At 56.1% G+C, this 14,427-nt stretch carries 17 protein-coding genes and 1 tRNA gene; 14 read left to right on the top strand and 4 right to left on the bottom strand.

Going from position 1 to position 14,427, the window contains the following annotated elements; translation table 11 throughout:
• The first annotated feature begins 1 nt into the window (after nt 1).
• The 4 genes from JHL21_RS15405 to JHL21_RS15420 are packed head-to-tail and all read left to right on the top strand — an operon-like array spanning nt 2 to nt 3,250.
• Nucleotides 2-1,240: a thiolase family protein gene (locus JHL21_RS15405; protein WP_200214418.1), complete on the top strand. Its 1,239-nt coding sequence runs from the start codon at nt 2-4 to the stop codon at nt 1,238-1,240.
• A 2-nt stretch (nt 1,241-1,242) separates the two neighbouring features.
• Nucleotides 1,243-2,004 (top strand): SDR family NAD(P)-dependent oxidoreductase, encoded by a 762-nt coding sequence (locus JHL21_RS15410; protein WP_200214419.1) that lies wholly within the window; start codon nt 1,243-1,245, stop codon nt 2,002-2,004.
• A 9-nt stretch (nt 2,005-2,013) separates the two neighbouring features.
• Nucleotides 2,014-2,427, top strand: a complete 414-nt coding sequence (locus tag JHL21_RS15415; RefSeq protein ID WP_200214421.1) for a thioesterase family protein — start codon at nt 2,014-2,016, stop codon at nt 2,425-2,427.
• Between the two features lie 49 nt (nt 2,428-2,476).
• Nucleotides 2,477-3,250: a crotonase/enoyl-CoA hydratase family protein gene (locus tag JHL21_RS15420; protein ID WP_200214422.1), complete on the top strand. Its 774-nt coding sequence runs from the start codon at nt 2,477-2,479 to the stop codon at nt 3,248-3,250.
• Here the strand turns inward: JHL21_RS15420 and JHL21_RS15425 are convergent.
• Entirely contained in the window at nt 3,243-3,704 is a 462-nt protein-coding gene (locus tag JHL21_RS15425) for a MarR family winged helix-turn-helix transcriptional regulator (protein ID WP_200214424.1), read from the bottom strand. The two genes, JHL21_RS15420 and JHL21_RS15425, sit on opposite strands and share 8 nt — an antisense overlap.
• A gap of 291 nt (nt 3,705-3,995) precedes the next feature.
• Here JHL21_RS15425 and JHL21_RS15430 point away from each other — a divergent pair, with 291 nt between their 5' ends.
• From JHL21_RS15430 to JHL21_RS15440, 3 genes are all read left to right on the top strand, one after another.
• Nucleotides 3,996-4,538, top strand: coding sequence for a TRAP transporter small permease (locus tag JHL21_RS15430; RefSeq protein WP_200214425.1), 543 nt, complete (start codon nt 3,996-3,998; stop codon nt 4,536-4,538).
• A gap of 11 nt (nt 4,539-4,549) precedes the next feature.
• Nucleotides 4,550-5,860, top strand: a complete 1,311-nt coding sequence (locus JHL21_RS15435) for a TRAP transporter large permease (protein WP_200214476.1) — start codon at nt 4,550-4,552, stop codon at nt 5,858-5,860.
• Between the two features lie 84 nt (nt 5,861-5,944).
• Nucleotides 5,945-6,967 (top strand): TRAP transporter substrate-binding protein, encoded by a 1,023-nt coding sequence (locus JHL21_RS15440; protein WP_200214427.1) that lies wholly within the window; start codon nt 5,945-5,947, stop codon nt 6,965-6,967.
• A 59-nt stretch (nt 6,968-7,026) separates the two neighbouring features.
• Here the strand turns inward: JHL21_RS15440 and pobA are convergent, their stop codons facing one another.
• Complete coding sequence (pobA, locus tag JHL21_RS15445; protein WP_200214428.1) at nt 7,027-8,187, bottom strand: 4-hydroxybenzoate 3-monooxygenase; 1,161 nt, start codon at nt 8,185-8,187, stop codon at nt 7,027-7,029.
• An 85-nt stretch (nt 8,188-8,272) separates the two neighbouring features.
• Here pobA and JHL21_RS15450 point away from each other — a divergent pair, with 85 nt between their 5' ends.
• Nucleotides 8,273-9,112, top strand: a complete 840-nt coding sequence (locus JHL21_RS15450; protein WP_210338923.1) for a helix-turn-helix domain-containing protein — start codon at nt 8,273-8,275, stop codon at nt 9,110-9,112.
• Here the strand turns inward: JHL21_RS15450 and pcaQ are convergent.
• Nucleotides 9,099-10,040: a pca operon transcription factor PcaQ gene (gene pcaQ / locus JHL21_RS15455; RefSeq protein ID WP_200214432.1), complete on the bottom strand. Its 942-nt coding sequence runs from the start codon at nt 10,038-10,040 to the stop codon at nt 9,099-9,101. The two genes, JHL21_RS15450 and pcaQ, sit on opposite strands and share 14 nt — an antisense overlap.
• Before the next feature lie 149 nt (nt 10,041-10,189).
• Here pcaQ and pcaD point away from each other — a divergent pair, with 149 nt between their 5' ends.
• From pcaD to JHL21_RS15485, 6 genes are all read left to right on the top strand, one after another.
• A complete protein-coding gene (gene pcaD / locus JHL21_RS15460; protein WP_200214434.1) occupies nt 10,190-10,984 on the top strand; it encodes a 3-oxoadipate enol-lactonase in 795 nt (264 codons plus the stop codon).
• Entirely contained in the window at nt 10,971-11,366 is a 396-nt protein-coding gene (pcaC, locus tag JHL21_RS15465; RefSeq protein WP_200214443.1) for a 4-carboxymuconolactone decarboxylase, read from the top strand. The genes pcaD and pcaC overlap by 14 nt, the downstream gene beginning before the upstream one ends.
• Nucleotides 11,363-12,109 (top strand): protocatechuate 3,4-dioxygenase subunit beta, encoded by a 747-nt coding sequence (gene pcaH / locus JHL21_RS15470; protein WP_200214445.1) that lies wholly within the window; start codon nt 11,363-11,365, stop codon nt 12,107-12,109. The genes pcaC and pcaH overlap by 4 nt, the downstream gene beginning before the upstream one ends.
• Nucleotides 12,109-12,720, top strand: a complete 612-nt coding sequence (pcaG, locus tag JHL21_RS15475) for a protocatechuate 3,4-dioxygenase subunit alpha (protein ID WP_200214447.1) — start codon at nt 12,109-12,111, stop codon at nt 12,718-12,720. The genes pcaH and pcaG overlap by 1 nt, the downstream gene beginning before the upstream one ends.
• 17 nt (nt 12,721-12,737) lie before the next feature.
• Nucleotides 12,738-13,775, top strand: coding sequence for a 3-carboxy-cis,cis-muconate cycloisomerase (locus tag JHL21_RS15480; RefSeq protein WP_200214448.1), 1,038 nt, complete (start codon nt 12,738-12,740; stop codon nt 13,773-13,775).
• Nucleotides 13,776-13,935: 160 nt separating this feature from the next.
• Nucleotides 13,936-14,012: transfer RNA gene (locus tag JHL21_RS15485), tRNA-Asp, on the top strand.
• Nucleotides 14,013-14,072: 60 nt separating this feature from the next.
• On the opposite strand, the gene JHL21_RS15490 is transcribed toward JHL21_RS15485, so the two are convergent.
• Nucleotides 14,073-14,255: a hypothetical protein gene (locus JHL21_RS15490; protein WP_200214450.1), complete on the bottom strand. Its 183-nt coding sequence runs from the start codon at nt 14,253-14,255 to the stop codon at nt 14,073-14,075.
• Nucleotides 14,256-14,427: the final 172 nt, after the last annotated feature.

Raw genomic sequence — 14,427 nt, forward strand, 5'->3', positions numbered from 1 at the left:
CATGTCCAAACCAATGGCAATTACGTTTGAGGATGCCTGGCTGCTCGGCGGCGCGCGCACGCCCTTTGTGGACTATCGCGGGGCCTTCGCGGACATATCCCCAATCGATCTCGGTATTAAGGCCGCTCGCGCCGCTGTAGAGCGGGTTGGCGTTGACCCAAAGAATATCGGCCACACCATTGCTGGCTCAATGGCCCAAGCGTCCTACGATGCCTACTGCACACCGCGCCACATTGGCCTCTACGCGGGGACGCCAATTGAAGCACCTGCCCACCTTGTCCAGCGCATCTGTGGCACGGGCCTAGAAGTCATTTCCCAAGCGGCGGACTCTGTCTCGCTGGGTCGGATGGATCTGACCCTTGCTGCGGGTTGTGAGTCCATGAGTCGCAACCCGATTGTGGCCTACACGCACCGCAATGGCTTCACGCTCGGGAACGTCGAATTCCGCGATTTCCTCCTGGAAGCCCTGTTCGATCCTGCGGGCTTAGTGCACATGGGTGACACGGCCGAGAACCTCGCAAAGCAATACAATATCACCCGGCAAGACGTTGATTTGTTTGCGGAACGCAGTTTCAATCGCGCCTTAGAGGCGCAGTCTGCTGGTGTGTTCGCTGAGGAAATTGTCTCGGTTGAAAATGAGATCTTCTCCGTTGAGGGCCTGGCAGATCGCGGCATTAAACTGCCGCGTGACGTCACCTCGGTGTCCGTCGATAGCCATATCCGCCCGTCGCCCTATGATGTTCTGGCCAAGCTCCGTCCTGCCTTTGGCGGAGTTCAAACTGGAGGCAATTCTTCGGCCATCGTCGACGGCGGCGCAGCCGTTCTGGTTGCCAATTCGGCCTATGCAGACGCCAACGGCCATAAGCCACTTGCCCGTATCCTGGCGAGTGCTGCTGTTGGCGTGCACCCGCAATACATGGGCATTGGCCCAGCGCCAGCCATTCGCGCCGTTTTGGACAAGGCTGGCTTAACGCTCGAACAAATTGATCTCGTCGAGATCAACGAGGCCTTCGGTGCGCAAGTCATTGCTTGTGCGATAGAACTCGGTCTCGACATCGAAAAGCTCAACGTCAACGGCGGCTCAATTGCGCTTGGTCACCCCTTAGGTGTCACCGGTATCCGAATAGCGCTTACACTAGCCAATGAACTCAAGCGCAGTGGCAAACGCTATGGCATTGCCTCCGCTTGTATCGGAGGCGGGCAGGGCATGGCGCTGCTGATTGAGAATACGGAGGCTTAGGGGTGCAGGTTCACGGTAAGACCGTTTTTGTCACTGGTGCAGCCTCTGGCTTGGGCGAGGCCACAGCCCGCCACTTTGCGTCTCTTGGTGCTCGTGTCGCGGTCTTGGATCGTGATGCGGTAAAGGGTCAGGCGGTTGCAGTCGCAATTGACGGGGCGTTCTTCGCGCTCGATGTTGCTGAGGCCGCGAGCGCTGAGGCAGCCTTCAATGCTGCAGTTGCAACGCTTGGCGCACCAAGCGTTTTGGTCAATTGCGCCGGTATTGGTACTGCAGCACGCATTGTGGGGCGTGAAGGTCCCGCAGACCTTGCTGCCTTCCAGCGCGTCATCTCGGTCAATCTCGTCGGCTCGTTCAACATGATGCGCCTTTGCGCCCATGCGATGTCGACTACGGAAGCTGATGAAAACGGTCAGCGCGGCGTGATCATCTCGACCGCCTCCGTCGCGGCCTTTGATGGTCAAATCGGGCAGGCGGCCTATGCGGCCTCCAAGGGTGGCATTGTTTCCATGACCCTGCCTGCCGCGCGCGAATTGGCCCGCTTCGGAGTTCGGGTCATGGTCATCGCCCCCGGCCTGTTTTTGACGCCGCTTCTGGCAGAATTGCCTCAAGAGGTGCAGGAGGGTCTTGCCGCCGCCATCCCCAACCCGCAACGCCTGGGAGCGCCCCAGGAGTTTGCCGATCTCGCTGCTGCCATTGTCGCAAATGACTACCTCAACGGCGAAGTCATTCGCCTTGATGGGTCGTTGCGCATGCAGGCTAAGTAGGGGCGAACTATGTTTTCCAACTCAACCCGCGTCTTTATCCAGTTCGGGGACTGTGATCCCGCCGGGATTGTCTATTACCCGAACTACTTTCGCATGTTCGACAATGCGACCGCTGCGCTCCTGTCTGCGGCGTTCGGCATGAACAAGCGCCAATGGGTCGCGCACTACGGTATCGCTGGCATCCCAATGGTCGACGCCAGTTCGCGTTTTCTCATTCCTTCTCAATATGGCGACGAGATCGAGATCCGGACGTCGATTTCTGAGCTCGGACGCTCGAGCTTTGGTGTGCTGCACCACGTCTATCGTGACGACGCTCTTGCGATTGAAGCGCGTGAGAAACGCGTGTGGGTGCAGCGCGATGAGACCGGCGCGATCCGCTCTGCAGCCTTGCCCGATGACGTGCGCGAGCGTCTATCTTCCTGATTTGTTTGCGCGTCACGCGCAGTTCACTGCCACAGTGAAAGGTTGGTCTATGACCCAGTCTGACGTTTTAAAAATACAAAATCACGGGGCAATAGCGCATATTGCGTTTAACCGGCCCGAAAAGCGGAATGCCCTAAACGACGATCTGATTGCAGCGCTCGACGCATTCTTCTCCAGTCTTGGGGACGAAACGCGCGCGGTGATCGTTTCTGGCGAAGGCGGACATTTTTCATCTGGGCTAGATCTGTCCCAACACGTCGCTCGGGCGCCGCTTGAAGTGATGGCGCATTCGCGCAATTGGCATCGGGTCATGGCTCTGGTTGCGCAATCTCCGCGTCCCGTGATTGCCGCAATGTCTGGAGCCGTCATGGGGGGCGGGCTGGAGTTTGCCGCGACCTGCCACGTTCGCGTGGCGGAGGAGTCGGTCCGTTTTCAAATGCCTGAAGGCTTGCGTGGGATTTTCGTCGGCGGCGGCGGCTCGGTGCGCATCTCTGGCCTAATCGGGGCAGACCGCATGACGGAGATGATGCTGACAGGGCGGGGCTATACTGGCGTCGAGGGGGAGAGGCTGGGCCTAGCCCATCATTGTGTGCCCGAGGGGCAGGCTTTGACCAAGGCCTTCGAATTGGCGGAGAGGATCGTAAAAAACTCACCGACCATCAATCAATTTATCATTCAAGCCATCGCTCAAATCGCAGCCATGCCGCCTGAATCGGGTCTCTATGCCGAAAGCCTTGTGGCAGCACTAAGTCAGACAGGCCCAGATGCGGAGGAGGGGCTGCGCGCCTTCCTCGAGAAGCGTCAGCCGGTATTTGTCAGGTGATCTTCTTGAGCAGGCTCACCAAGGTGTCACGTTGTTCCGTCCCGCCAAGTTTGGCGACTAGGTCATCCTCAAGCTTGGCGTGGACGTCGCGAGCGTCTGCCAAAAATCTGGTGCCCTGTTCAGTCAGATACAGAGCATTGGCGCGGCGATCATTGGCCACGACTTCGCGGCTGATCAATCCGCGTTTTTCGAGCCCGTCGACAAGGGCCACAAAATTTGCGCGCTTGATTGAGAGTGCCGCTGCAATCTCACTTTGTTTGCGCCCAGGGTTCTCTTCCATGAGCACTAGAACGGAATACTCGGCCGGCCGGAGGTTTAGCGTCTCGAAGAAGCTCAAGAATTGCTGGAATACGCTGAGTTGTGCTCGGCGCAGACGGTAACCAATCATACCCAGCGTCGCCTCTGTGCGGAGGTTTTCGTCGGATGTGTTGGTTAGAGCCTCATGCTCGTTCATTGCTGGCTCCGAAGATGCGGGCTGTGCTTGTGGCGAAGTCGGTCATTTGTTATGTTTGATAACTTTATTGACATCTGGTCCGTCAAGCTTAGCCTTTTATAGACCTGCACCTCGCATATCAATCTGGTTGATTTAGTTATATAAATCGCGCCGATTTTGGTGTTGTATCGATGTAAAATACATGCGGGGCGGTAATGCAATAACTCTGTGGTTATGATGTGGGGATCTTATATCATTTTACACTACCGCGCATGAGGCGTTTAATCGCTATCGTTGGAAGAGGGGGGAGCCGTGTTCCAAGATACTTCACTACTCGGCCGGTCTGCGCATGGACTTGCGCGCTGGACCGCTTTGCTCGGTGGCTTCGTGCTGCTGGCTATGATCGGTATCGTTGTTTTTAGTGTTGTCGGCCGCGCCTTTATCTGGGCCGGAATGAAGCCCATCCTTGGCGATTACGAGCTCATCTCGGTGGGCATGGGCTTTGCCGTTTTCGCGTTTTTGCCTTGGGCGCATTTAACCCGTGGTCACGCTCTTGTTTCGCTTGTCACCGATAATTTCGGTGATCGTGCGAATATGTGGATCCTGGTGGTGACTGATCTTCTGATGCTGCTGGCATCGGCGTTCATGGCCTGGCGCCTGTGGTTCGGCATGCTGGACAAATTCAACTATCGCGAGACGACAATTCTCCTCGGCCTCTCAATGGGCTGGGCCTATGCGGCGGCCGTCGTTGGGGCCGTCGTTATGGTGATCGTCTCAGCATACGTACTGGGCCGGTCGATTTGCGATGCAATTGCGGGACGTGTCGCGCCAAAGCACGCGGGGAGCGAAAATTGAGCTTTAACGTCATGTTGGGGCTGCTTGGCATCCCCGTTGTTCTCATTCTCGTCTTTCTGCGTGTCCCCATCGGCTTGGCGATGATGATCGTCGGCATCTTTGGCTCCTGGATGGTGACCAAGACCTTCAATCCGGTCATGTCGCAGTTCAAGTCGCTGAGCTACAGTACATTTGCGTCGCACAGCCTTTCCGTTGTTCCGCTGTTTCTGCTGATGGGGCAGTTTGCAACGCTGAGTGGGCTGTCGAGTAAAATCTTCACAGCTGCAACAGCTTGGCTCGGTCATCGCAAGGGTGGGGTCGCCATGGCTGCCATCGGTGCCAGCGCGGGCTTTGGCTCGATTGTTGGCTCATCCTTGGCGACGGCGGCCACGATGGGGCGTATTGCGTTGCCCGAGCTGAAAAAGCATGGCTATTCGGATAGCCTTGCCACCGGCACCGTTGCCGCCGGCGGGACGCTTGGGATTTTGATCCCGCCGTCTGTGATCTTGGTCATTTTTGCAGTGTTGACCGAGCAAAATATCGCCAAGCTGTTCATGGCTGCCTTCATCCCAGGCATCCTTGCTGCCATAGGCTACATCATTGTTATCGCAATCTATGTTCGCGTTCGGCCGGGCGCAGGGGCAACACTGGAACGCAAGCCATATGGTGAGCGCTTTAGGGCTCTGTTCGAGATATGGCCGGTGCTTGCCGTCTTTCTTGTGGTGATCGGCGGTATCTACACGGGCCTCTTTACGCCAACTGAGGCAGCCGCGATCGGCGCTGCGGGCACGGGCTTGATTGCGCTGGCGAACCGGACCCTGACGTGGGCCAATGTGCGCGATGCGCTGCTCTCGACCGCAGCTTCGACAGCGATGATCTTCTTGATTGTCTTCGGCGCGGCGGTTCTGAACAGCTTCCTAGCGCTCTCACAGCTGCCGCAGATATCCGCTAATTGGATTGGCGAGCAGGCGTTCAATCCTTGGGTCGTACTGGCGATTGTCCTCGTGTTCTATCTCATCTTGGGCTGCGTTATGGACTCGCTGTCTATGATCCTGCTGACCATTCCGATCCTCTACCCCATGATGATGGTTCTGGACTTCGGCATGACACCAGATGAGTTCGGTATCTGGTTCGGCATCATTGTGTTGATCGCGGTAGAGGTTGGCCTGATCACGCCACCTGTGGGCATGAACCTGTTCATCATCAACTCAATGTCCCCTGAGACCAAGCTCTCGGACACTTATGCTGGGGTTATTCCTTTTGTCATCAGCGACATAGTTCGAACCATAATCCTGGTGGCGTTCCCTGCCATAACCTTATGCATGGTTTGGTGGGTGTATTAGCGATTTGCCTGCGTGGCTTTGGAGGAAAGCACGCGCAGGCATTTTTGCCGGGAAATTTCTCGGCCTTTTAAAGGGAGGAAGATTATGAAAAAGACCACTCTGCTTCTGGGCGCACTCGCGGCGCTCGCCATGTCATCCACGAGCTTTGCTCAGGAAGTGACACTGCGCATTCACCAGATGCTCCCGGCGCAGGCGACTATCCCTGCTCAGGCTATCGAGCCTTGGACCAAGATCGTTAGTGAAGCCTCGGGCGGCCGTATCGCTTTTGAACTCTATCCTGCCATGCAGTTGGGTGGCGTTCCTGCCGACTTGTACGATCAGGCCAAGGACGGCGTCGTCGACGTCATCTGGACTATTCTGGGCTACACCCCGGGCCGTTTCCCGAAGGCGGAAGCCTTTGAATTGCCGTTCCTGCTGACGTCGGGCGAAGCCTCGTCGGCTGCATTCTACAAATACGTCATGGACAACGCAGCGGATGAAGTCGCTGATACCAAGGTGCTTGCGCTGCACACCCATGGTCCTGGTCTTTTCCACTCCAGCGATCCGATCAATTCTTTGGAAGATTTAAAGGGCATGAAGGTCCGCGGCGGATCGCGTATTATCTCCAACATGTTGCGTCTTTTGGGTGCAGAGCCGGTCGGTATGCCGGTAACGCAGACTCCAGAAGCTCTGTCCAAAGGCGTGATCGAAGCGACCACGGTTCCGTGGGAAGTGACGCCATCGTTGCGCATCGCCGAACTGGTCAAAAACCACACCGGCTTTACCAGTGACTATGGTCTCTACAGCCAGACATTTGGCATGTTCATGAACCATGACAGTTACAACAACCTCCCCGATGATTTGAAGGCGATCATCGATGAGCACAGTGGTCTTGAGCTGTCCCGCCAGTTCGGTCGTGTGATGGACAATGGTGATGCCACCGGTCTTTCTCTGGCGGTTAAGGCTGGCAACAATATCGTTCAGATCGATGCTGAGCAGACGGCTCAGTGGGTGGCCGCAGCCGAGCCAACCTACGCGGATTGGTACAAGGAGATGGAAGCCATCGGAGTTGATGGTCCAGCACTGGTCGAAAAGGCCCGCGAGTATATTGCTGCTGAAGGCAAATAATCTGCCGCGATGAACTATGAGGCCCCGCCCGTGTTGGCGGGGCTTTTCTATGTGAAACTCTAAGACCTTAAGCCCGTGTAGTTCTCTGCCAGCGAGCGTTGAGCATGGGTGGAGCTGATGAGATAGTCGAACTCCGCCCTCTGCATATTGTGCTCAAACGCGGTGTGCTGTGGGAAGACATGGAGCAGGTTTGTCATCCACCAACTAAAGCGTTCTGCCTTCCAGACATGGGCGAGTGCGCGGGGCGAATAATGGTCGATTCCTGCAGTGGATTTTCCGATAAGTGCCTCCGTCAAAGCCTCCGCCAAAAGAGCCACATCGGACATAGCGAGGTTGAGGCCCTTCGCCCCCGTGGGGGGCACGATATGGGCAGCGTCCCCCGCCAAGAACAGCCTTCCGAAACGCAGCGGCTCAACAACAAAACTGCGCAGCTGCGCGATCGACTTCTCCAGTGAGGCGCCTGTGACCACCTGTTCGGCGATTTCTGGAGAGAGGCGCGAACGCAGTTCATCCCAGAAGCGAATGTCGCTCCAATTCGATACATCTTCCGAGGCGCCGACTTGGACATAATAGCGACTGCGAGTTGGCGAGCGCTGTGAGCACAGGGCGAAGCCTTGGTGGTGGTGCGCGTAGATCAATTCATGCGCGACAGGCGGCGTGTCAGAGAGTAGGCCCAGCCAGCCAAACGGGTAGACTTTCTCAAAGATGCTGAGCGCTTTCTGCGGCACACTCGCTCGGCTTACGCCGTGATAGCCATCGCAGCCCGCGATGAAGTCGCACGCGACGGTCTTGCGCACGCCGTGTTCTGTCCATGAGACGCTTGGGGAGCCATCAAGATCGTGAAGTTCAACCTCTTCCGCTTCATAGATTGTCGTCTCAAGCGGGCGTAGTGCCATGAGATCGCGTGTGATTTCGGTCTGACCGTAAACGGTCACATGTCGTCCAACGAGTTCGGTGAAATCGATGCGATGGTGGGTTTCGCCGTAGCTGAGCGTGGTGCCGTGATGGACTATTCCCTCTCTTTGTAGGCGCTCGGCCGCCCCGACTGTCTTGAGCAGATCGACAGAACTCTGCTCCAGCACGCCAGCCCGGATTCTCCGGAGGACATAATCACCGGTCTTGCGCTCCAGAATAATGTTGGCAATGCCCACTATGTCTAAAAGGCGCCCGAGCATGAGGCCAGCTGGGCCGGCTCCGATAGTAACGACCTGCGTACGCATAGAACGATCCCCCTCGCTTGCAGGATGCGCTCCAAATGTGGTCTGGTGAATGGATCAGGGCGACAAAAAGCTGGACGATCTGAACATGTCACATATTCCGACTTACACGCTTTACGGTGAGCTGACCGACCCGCACGAATGGCTGCATTGGGAGACCATTCAAGCCCGCAGCCGGTTACATGGCTTCCACATCGAGAAGCATCGCCATGAGCAATTGCTGCAGGTCTTGGTGATCGATGGTGGCGCGGCGACAGCGGTGTTGGACGGCGTTCAAGTCTCGTTGCAGGCTGGTGATCTCGTGCTGATCCCGACAATGGTGGTGCACGAATACTGGTTTTCGGAGGAGGTGGACGGACTTGTCCTTACGCTTTTTGAAACTGATATTCGCGCTTTAGGCTTTGCTTTTGACCAGGCGTTGGTCATTCGCTGCGTGGTTGACGCGCGCTCATTGGTCGACCAAGTGATCGGTGAATTGCGCAGTCCTGGCGCGAAACATGAACTCGTACAAAACGCGCTTCTAACGCTGCTATTCGCGGCGATTGAGCGTGCTTCAGCTGCGTCCATCCAGTCCGATAGCCCATTGCAACGCAATCAGCTTCTCTTCGATCGATTTCGAGGAATGGTCGAGCAAACCTATCGCAGCTCACGCAGTGTCTCGGTTTTGGCCCAACAGCTGGGGGTCAGTCATACGCACCTCAACAGGGTCTGCCACGCGATGCTTCGCAGTTCCGCGCAATCAGTGATCAATCGACGACTGGCGACGGAGGCGCGGCGCTATCTCATGTTTTCAGATCTGTCCGTCAAACTTGTGGCGTCCGAACTCGGGTTTGATGATCCGGCCTATTTCGCGCGGTTCGTGACGCGACATTTGGGGAAGTCTCCACTGCAAGTGCGGGCGGATCGGCAAAACATCATTCGGCGTTAGGAGGCATTCTGATCTCCTCAGCGCGCTCGCGCACCATGTTCATCAGCGTCGTGACATCGATCTTCGGATCGACATCGGTGCGGGTGGTGAACCCTAACGGCCCGACTGTCTCACTCAAATCTAAGGGGAGTTTGACGAGCTGATGTTCAGCCAGATCATTGGCGACGACACCTTCGGATATAAACCAGATTGCGTCAGTGCTGCGCACATAGGCGCGCGCAAATGCATCTGATACGGTTTCGACCCGGCGCTTATGATCGATGACATTGTGTGCCAAAAACAGCCGCGACACCAACGGATAGATCAAAGCGTCTGGCGGCGGCAATAGGACTTCGTAGTCCGCCACGGCAGACAAATCGAGGTGGTCACGGGCGAGCAGCTCGTGATCTTTGCGCACGACCGCGACGGCGCACTCAGAGTAGAGATGCTCGAAGGAGAGGCCGAGCATATCAGCCGGATCCGCCATGCGGCCGATGACAAAATCCACATCGCCGGTACGCAGAAGCGAGAGCAAGTGTCCATTTGGACCGGTAATGATGCGGGTCACGACATCGGGCACGGCTTGGGCGAATTGCTGAACGGCTTTGGGCAAAATGCGCGCGGATACTGAGGGTAGGGCGCCGACCCGCAAAGTCGTCGCCTGGGATGAGCGGCGCGTGGCGTCGATCCCTTGCCGGAGCGCTGACATGCTGGTCGAGGTGTAGCGATAGAAGACTTCACCTAATCCTGTCAGCGCAAGCCGACGTTTACTGCGATCAAAGAGTGCTTCGCCCAAAATCTCTTCGAGGTCCTGAACGGTTTTCGTAACCGCCGGCTGACTTATGTTCAGAGCCTCAGCAGCCCCGACAATCGAGCGAAGGCGGACCACTTCGAGGAAGCAGACTAGGTGGCGAATTTTTATCCGTGGGTCTACCAAGCGGCCGCTCAAACTGTCCTCCTAGTTATAAAAGGCGGGTGTTTATTGAGGATCGCTGCGTTTCGCTCGCTCGTCAAATAATTTGAGGGTTATATTTAGGGCTGAAGTTATCATTTTACCTTCGCGCATGTTTCTCCCTAGTCTCAGGTTAGGGGGACGGTATGGCTTTCTTAGAACGACATTCGGGCGCGCTGTACTATCGGCTGTGTGGTCCAAAACTTGGTCCTGCGCTGGTCTTGGTCAACTCGCTCGGCACCGATTGCCGAATTTGGGATGATGTGATCTCCCATCTTGCTCAGCGCTATCGTGTTTTGAGTTACGATCTCAGAGGGCATGGTTTGAGCGCGGTGCCGCGCGGACCATATACTCTTGAAGATCAGGTCGACGATTTTCTGGTGCTGGTTGACCATGTTGGTTTCGACCGCTTTGCTCTGTGCGGCGTGTCGATTGGTGGGCTTATCTCGCAAGGCGTGGTGCAGCGCTGCGCTCAAAGGGTTGATGCGCTGATCCTCTGCAACACCGCGGCAAAGATCGGCACCGAAGCCTTCTGGAACGAGCGGATGGAGACCGTATTGACTTATGGGGTGGAGCCAATTGCTGATGCAATCATGACGCGCTGGTTCAGCCCTCGATTTGCGCGAGATAATACTGCAGCTTGGAGTGTCTGGCGTCGGCAGTTCTTGCAGAACAGCGCGCAAGGTTATGCTGCAACCTGCGCAACATTAAGGGACGCTGATCTGACATCGGCCCTTGATCATATCTCAGTGCCGACACTTGTTTTCGCGGGTTCTGACGATCAGGCAACCCCGCCTGCGCTGGTAAAAGCAAGTGCCGATCGCATCGCGGACGCCAGCTATATTCTGCTCGAACAGGTGGGGCATCTTCCGAGCTTAGAGGCGCCGGACCAACTGTCTCGTCATATTCAATCTTTTTTGGAAGGGCATGGTCATGCCTAACTCAGCACTATTCGAGCAAGGTATGAAAACGCGTCGCGCCATTTTGGGCGACAAGCATGTGGATGCGGCAACAGCTCGAATTTCCGATCTGGATCGGGATTTTCAGACTTTTATCACCGAAACCGCGTGGGGCACGGTTTGGTCCAACCCAGATTTGACGCCACGTGAACGCTCTTTGATCACCTTGGCAATCCTGGCGGCATTGGGCCGCGAAGAAGAATTCGCCATGCATGTACGCGCAACAGCCAATACAGGCGCCACGCAAGAGGACTTGGCGCAAGTTCTGATGCATGTTGCAATCTATTCTGGAGTTCCGTCGGCCAACGCAGCGTTTCGCTTGGCTAAAGAAGAACTCAAAAAGGTCCAGGGGGAGGACAGATGAGCGGTATAATCTTACCCGGAGACGACGGGGTATTGTTTCAGCGAGATCGCGACTGGCATCCGCCTGCGGCGACGCCGGGGTATAAGAGTTCCACCTTTCGCTCCCCTCAGCACAGCCTCATCGCTATGGGGCCAACCAAGTCGGAGATGAGTGGTCCGACTTTCGGTCATGAGCCAATCGGTGCGCTGGACAATGACCTCATCCGCAACTTTGCTAAGGATGGGAATGAAGCCATTGGTCAGCGCATGATCGTCTATGGTCAGGTGTTGGACGAGAACGCGCGCGCGGTTCCGAACACTCTGGTTGAGTTCTGGCAGGCCAATGCCGGCGGGCGCTATCGTCACAAGAAGGAAGGCTATCTCGCCGCTCTTGATCCCAATTTTGGCGGGTTTGGCCGCGCTATTACGGACCAGAATGGCTTCTATAGTTTCCGCACAATCAAGCCCGGTGCATACCCTTGGCCAAATACCGGCAATGACTGGCGCCCGGCACATATCCACTTCTCGGTGTTTGGCCATGCCTTCGCGCAGCGGCTCATCACTCAGATGTATTTTGAGGGCGATCCGATGATCTGGCAGTGCCCGATTGTGGGCACGATTCCTGACAAGAGCGCGATTGATCAGTTGATCGCCCGATTGGACAGAATGAATACGACGCCGATGGACGCCTTGGCCTATCGTTTCGATATTGTCTTGAGAGGCCGCCGCTCCACCATGTTCGAAAACAAATTGGAGGGGAACTGATGCTGCACCCAATCCCTGTTTTAAAAGAATCCCCCTCGCAGACCGCTGGCCCATATGTCCACATCGGCATGACGCCTAATTTTTGTGGCATTACCGGCGTTATCGCCGAAGACACCGGCAAGACCATGTTGGCTGAGGGCTATAACGGCCCGCGCATTGCTCTACGCGGTCGAGTTATCGATGGTTCCGGAGCGCCTGTGTCCGATGCCGTACTCGAAATCTGGCAAGCTGATGCCGAGGGCAACTATCCGCAGCAAGGAGACACCCCGCCGCTGTTTACCGGATGGGGCAGACAGCCTACCCAGGAGGACGGATCGTTCCTCTTCGACACCGTCAAGCCCGGTCGCGTACAAGCGCCGGATGGCACGCTCATGGCTCCGCATATCAGCGTGTGGATCGTGGCGCGTGGCGTCAATATTGGTCTGCAGACCCGGGTTTATTTTGACGACGAGGCAGAAGCCAATAGTGCTGACTATGTCCTAAAGAAAATCATGGACCCACGTCGTCGTGCAACGCTTGTCGCAAAGCGAGATGACGCAGATGGCACGCTCGCGTATCATTTTGACATTCGCCTGCAAGGCGAAGGCGAAACCGTGTTTTTTGACATCTGATTTTTGGGTCACTGGCTATGAATAACCTGCTGTCGGCATTTGCCAGTGATCCGGAAATCGAGGCGCTGCTCAGTAGCGATGCGCTAGTCAGCGGTTACTTGGAGTTTGAAGTCGCTTTAGCGCAAGCTAGTGCCATTGCTGGCTTTGTTCCCGAAGCCGCCGCGCAAGAAATTGAAACAGTGCTCGCACAGTTCTCGGTAGATTGGGACGACCTCAAACTCGGCATGGCCCGCGATGGCGTACCCATCCCCGCACTGATTAAGCAGCTTAAAAGTCGATTATCGCCGTCTGCCACTGGGTATTTGCATAAGGGCGCGACGAGCCAAGACGCTGTCGACACTGCATTTATGTTGCAAGTGGCGACGGTGATTACGATTTATGAGGAGCGGATCTCTCAGCTTCTGACCAGATTAGACGAGATGAAGGCTGAATTCGGGAATAGGCCTTACCTGGCGCATACGCGTATGCAAATTGCCCTAGCGTCCACCTGGAGCGCCAAACTCGCCACTTGGAGTGAACCGCTCGGGCGCATTTTGAAAGGCTTGCGGCCGTTGCGACAGTCGCTTTTGGTGATCCAATTGGGTGGCCCAGTGGGTGATCGAACTAGTTTTGAAGGGCATGGCGATGCAATTGCTCGGCACATGGCGGAAATGCTGGATCTCGGTCTCGCAGAGCCGTGGCACAGTCAGCGCGATCAGATCGTTGGCCTCGGCAATATCCTCGTTCAAATAACGGGCATTTTAGGGAAGATCGGCATGGATGTGGCCCTCCTTGCGCAAAATGAAATCGGCGCTGTCCGCCTAACTGGCGGCGGATCGTCGTCTGCGATGGCCCACAAATCCAATCCCGTAACTGCCGAAGCTTTGGTGACCTTAGCCACGCAGGTTGCGGGGCATTCGGGCACACTCAATCTTGCGATGATCCATGAGAATGAACGTTCAGGCGTTGCGTGGGCTCTGGAATGGCTCACACTGCCCACCATGCTGGTATCGAGCGGGGCAAGCCTCAATCACGCCGCTTCTCTGCTCGCGCGCTTGGAGGTTGCTCCGAGCTAGTACTGCGCTCATCCAGCTGGATGTCAGGGGCAGGCCTTTGACAGAGTTTTCCACGTCTAAGGCACAGTGATCGCAATATTTTTTAGCATGCACCTTTCCTTTGGTCGAATAGTCCAGTAGATGAATTTCACGTTGCGCCGAACGAGAGTTCGCAAGCGCTGCGGGAGTAGCTCAGTTGGTTAGAGCGCCGGCCTGTCACGCCGGAGGTCGCGGGTTCGAGCCCCGTCTCTCGCGCCATTTATTTCCTTGAAATCGTTGAAATAAATCGCGTGCCACCTTTCGGTTCGGCATCGAGTTTCAACTCTTGCCTGCCGAGAGTTTCAACTTTTTGAACTCATTGTGGCCTGACGCTAGCTTATTTCGGCCCAAACGACGGGCCTCATCAGCTTCTCGCACTGTTGCAATGTTGACCGGCATATAGCTCTTCTGCAGCCTGTCACTCGTATCGATGCCATTTCCCATCTTGGCAGCAATTGCCATTGTCCGTCGTCCGATGCTTTGGCTCAGATTGGCGCTTTGATTAGTGGAGAGCACTGCTCGTCGTTCGGTTGATGTTATGCGGCAAGCCTATGGTGCATCAAGCGTCGATGCTGGATTGTTTTGCGTTTGATGTTTTCGCGGTTTTTGATGACGGCAGATGCTCTGCCGAAGT

The sequence above is a fragment of the Devosia sp. WQ 349K1 genome (assembly GCF_016595685.1).
Classification (GTDB): Bacteria; Pseudomonadota; Alphaproteobacteria; order Rhizobiales; family Devosiaceae; genus Devosia.

Coding starts and splice junctions, on each gene's coding strand:
- JHL21_RS15420 (WP_200214422.1), top strand. CDS start 2,477: ATGACCCAGTCTGACGTTTTAAAAATACAAAATCACGGGGCAATAGCG.
- JHL21_RS15440 (WP_200214427.1), top strand. CDS start 5,945: ATGAAAAAGACCACTCTGCTTCTGGGCGCACTCGCGGCGCTCGCCATG.
- JHL21_RS15480 (WP_200214448.1), top strand. CDS start 12,738: ATGAATAACCTGCTGTCGGCATTTGCCAGTGATCCGGAAATCGAGGCG.
- JHL21_RS15490 (WP_200214450.1), bottom strand. CDS start 14,255: ATGGCAATTGCTGCCAAGATGGGAAATGGCATCGATACGAGTGACAGG.
- pcaC (WP_200214443.1), top strand. CDS start 10,971: ATGGTCATGCCTAACTCAGCACTATTCGAGCAAGGTATGAAAACGCGT.
- pcaG (WP_200214447.1), top strand. CDS start 12,109: ATGCTGCACCCAATCCCTGTTTTAAAAGAATCCCCCTCGCAGACCGCT.
- pcaD (WP_200214434.1), top strand. CDS start 10,190: ATGGCTTTCTTAGAACGACATTCGGGCGCGCTGTACTATCGGCTGTGT.
- JHL21_RS15435 (WP_200214476.1), top strand. CDS start 4,550: ATGTTGGGGCTGCTTGGCATCCCCGTTGTTCTCATTCTCGTCTTTCTG.
- pcaH (WP_200214445.1), top strand. CDS start 11,363: ATGAGCGGTATAATCTTACCCGGAGACGACGGGGTATTGTTTCAGCGA.
- JHL21_RS15415 (WP_200214421.1), top strand. CDS start 2,014: ATGTTTTCCAACTCAACCCGCGTCTTTATCCAGTTCGGGGACTGTGAT.
- JHL21_RS15425 (WP_200214424.1), bottom strand. CDS start 3,704: ATGAACGAGCATGAGGCTCTAACCAACACATCCGACGAAAACCTCCGC.
- JHL21_RS15405 (WP_200214418.1), top strand. CDS start 2: ATGTCCAAACCAATGGCAATTACGTTTGAGGATGCCTGGCTGCTCGGC.
- pobA (WP_200214428.1), bottom strand. CDS start 8,187: ATGCGTACGCAGGTCGTTACTATCGGAGCCGGCCCAGCTGGCCTCATG.
- JHL21_RS15450 (WP_210338923.1), top strand. CDS start 8,273: ATGTCACATATTCCGACTTACACGCTTTACGGTGAGCTGACCGACCCG.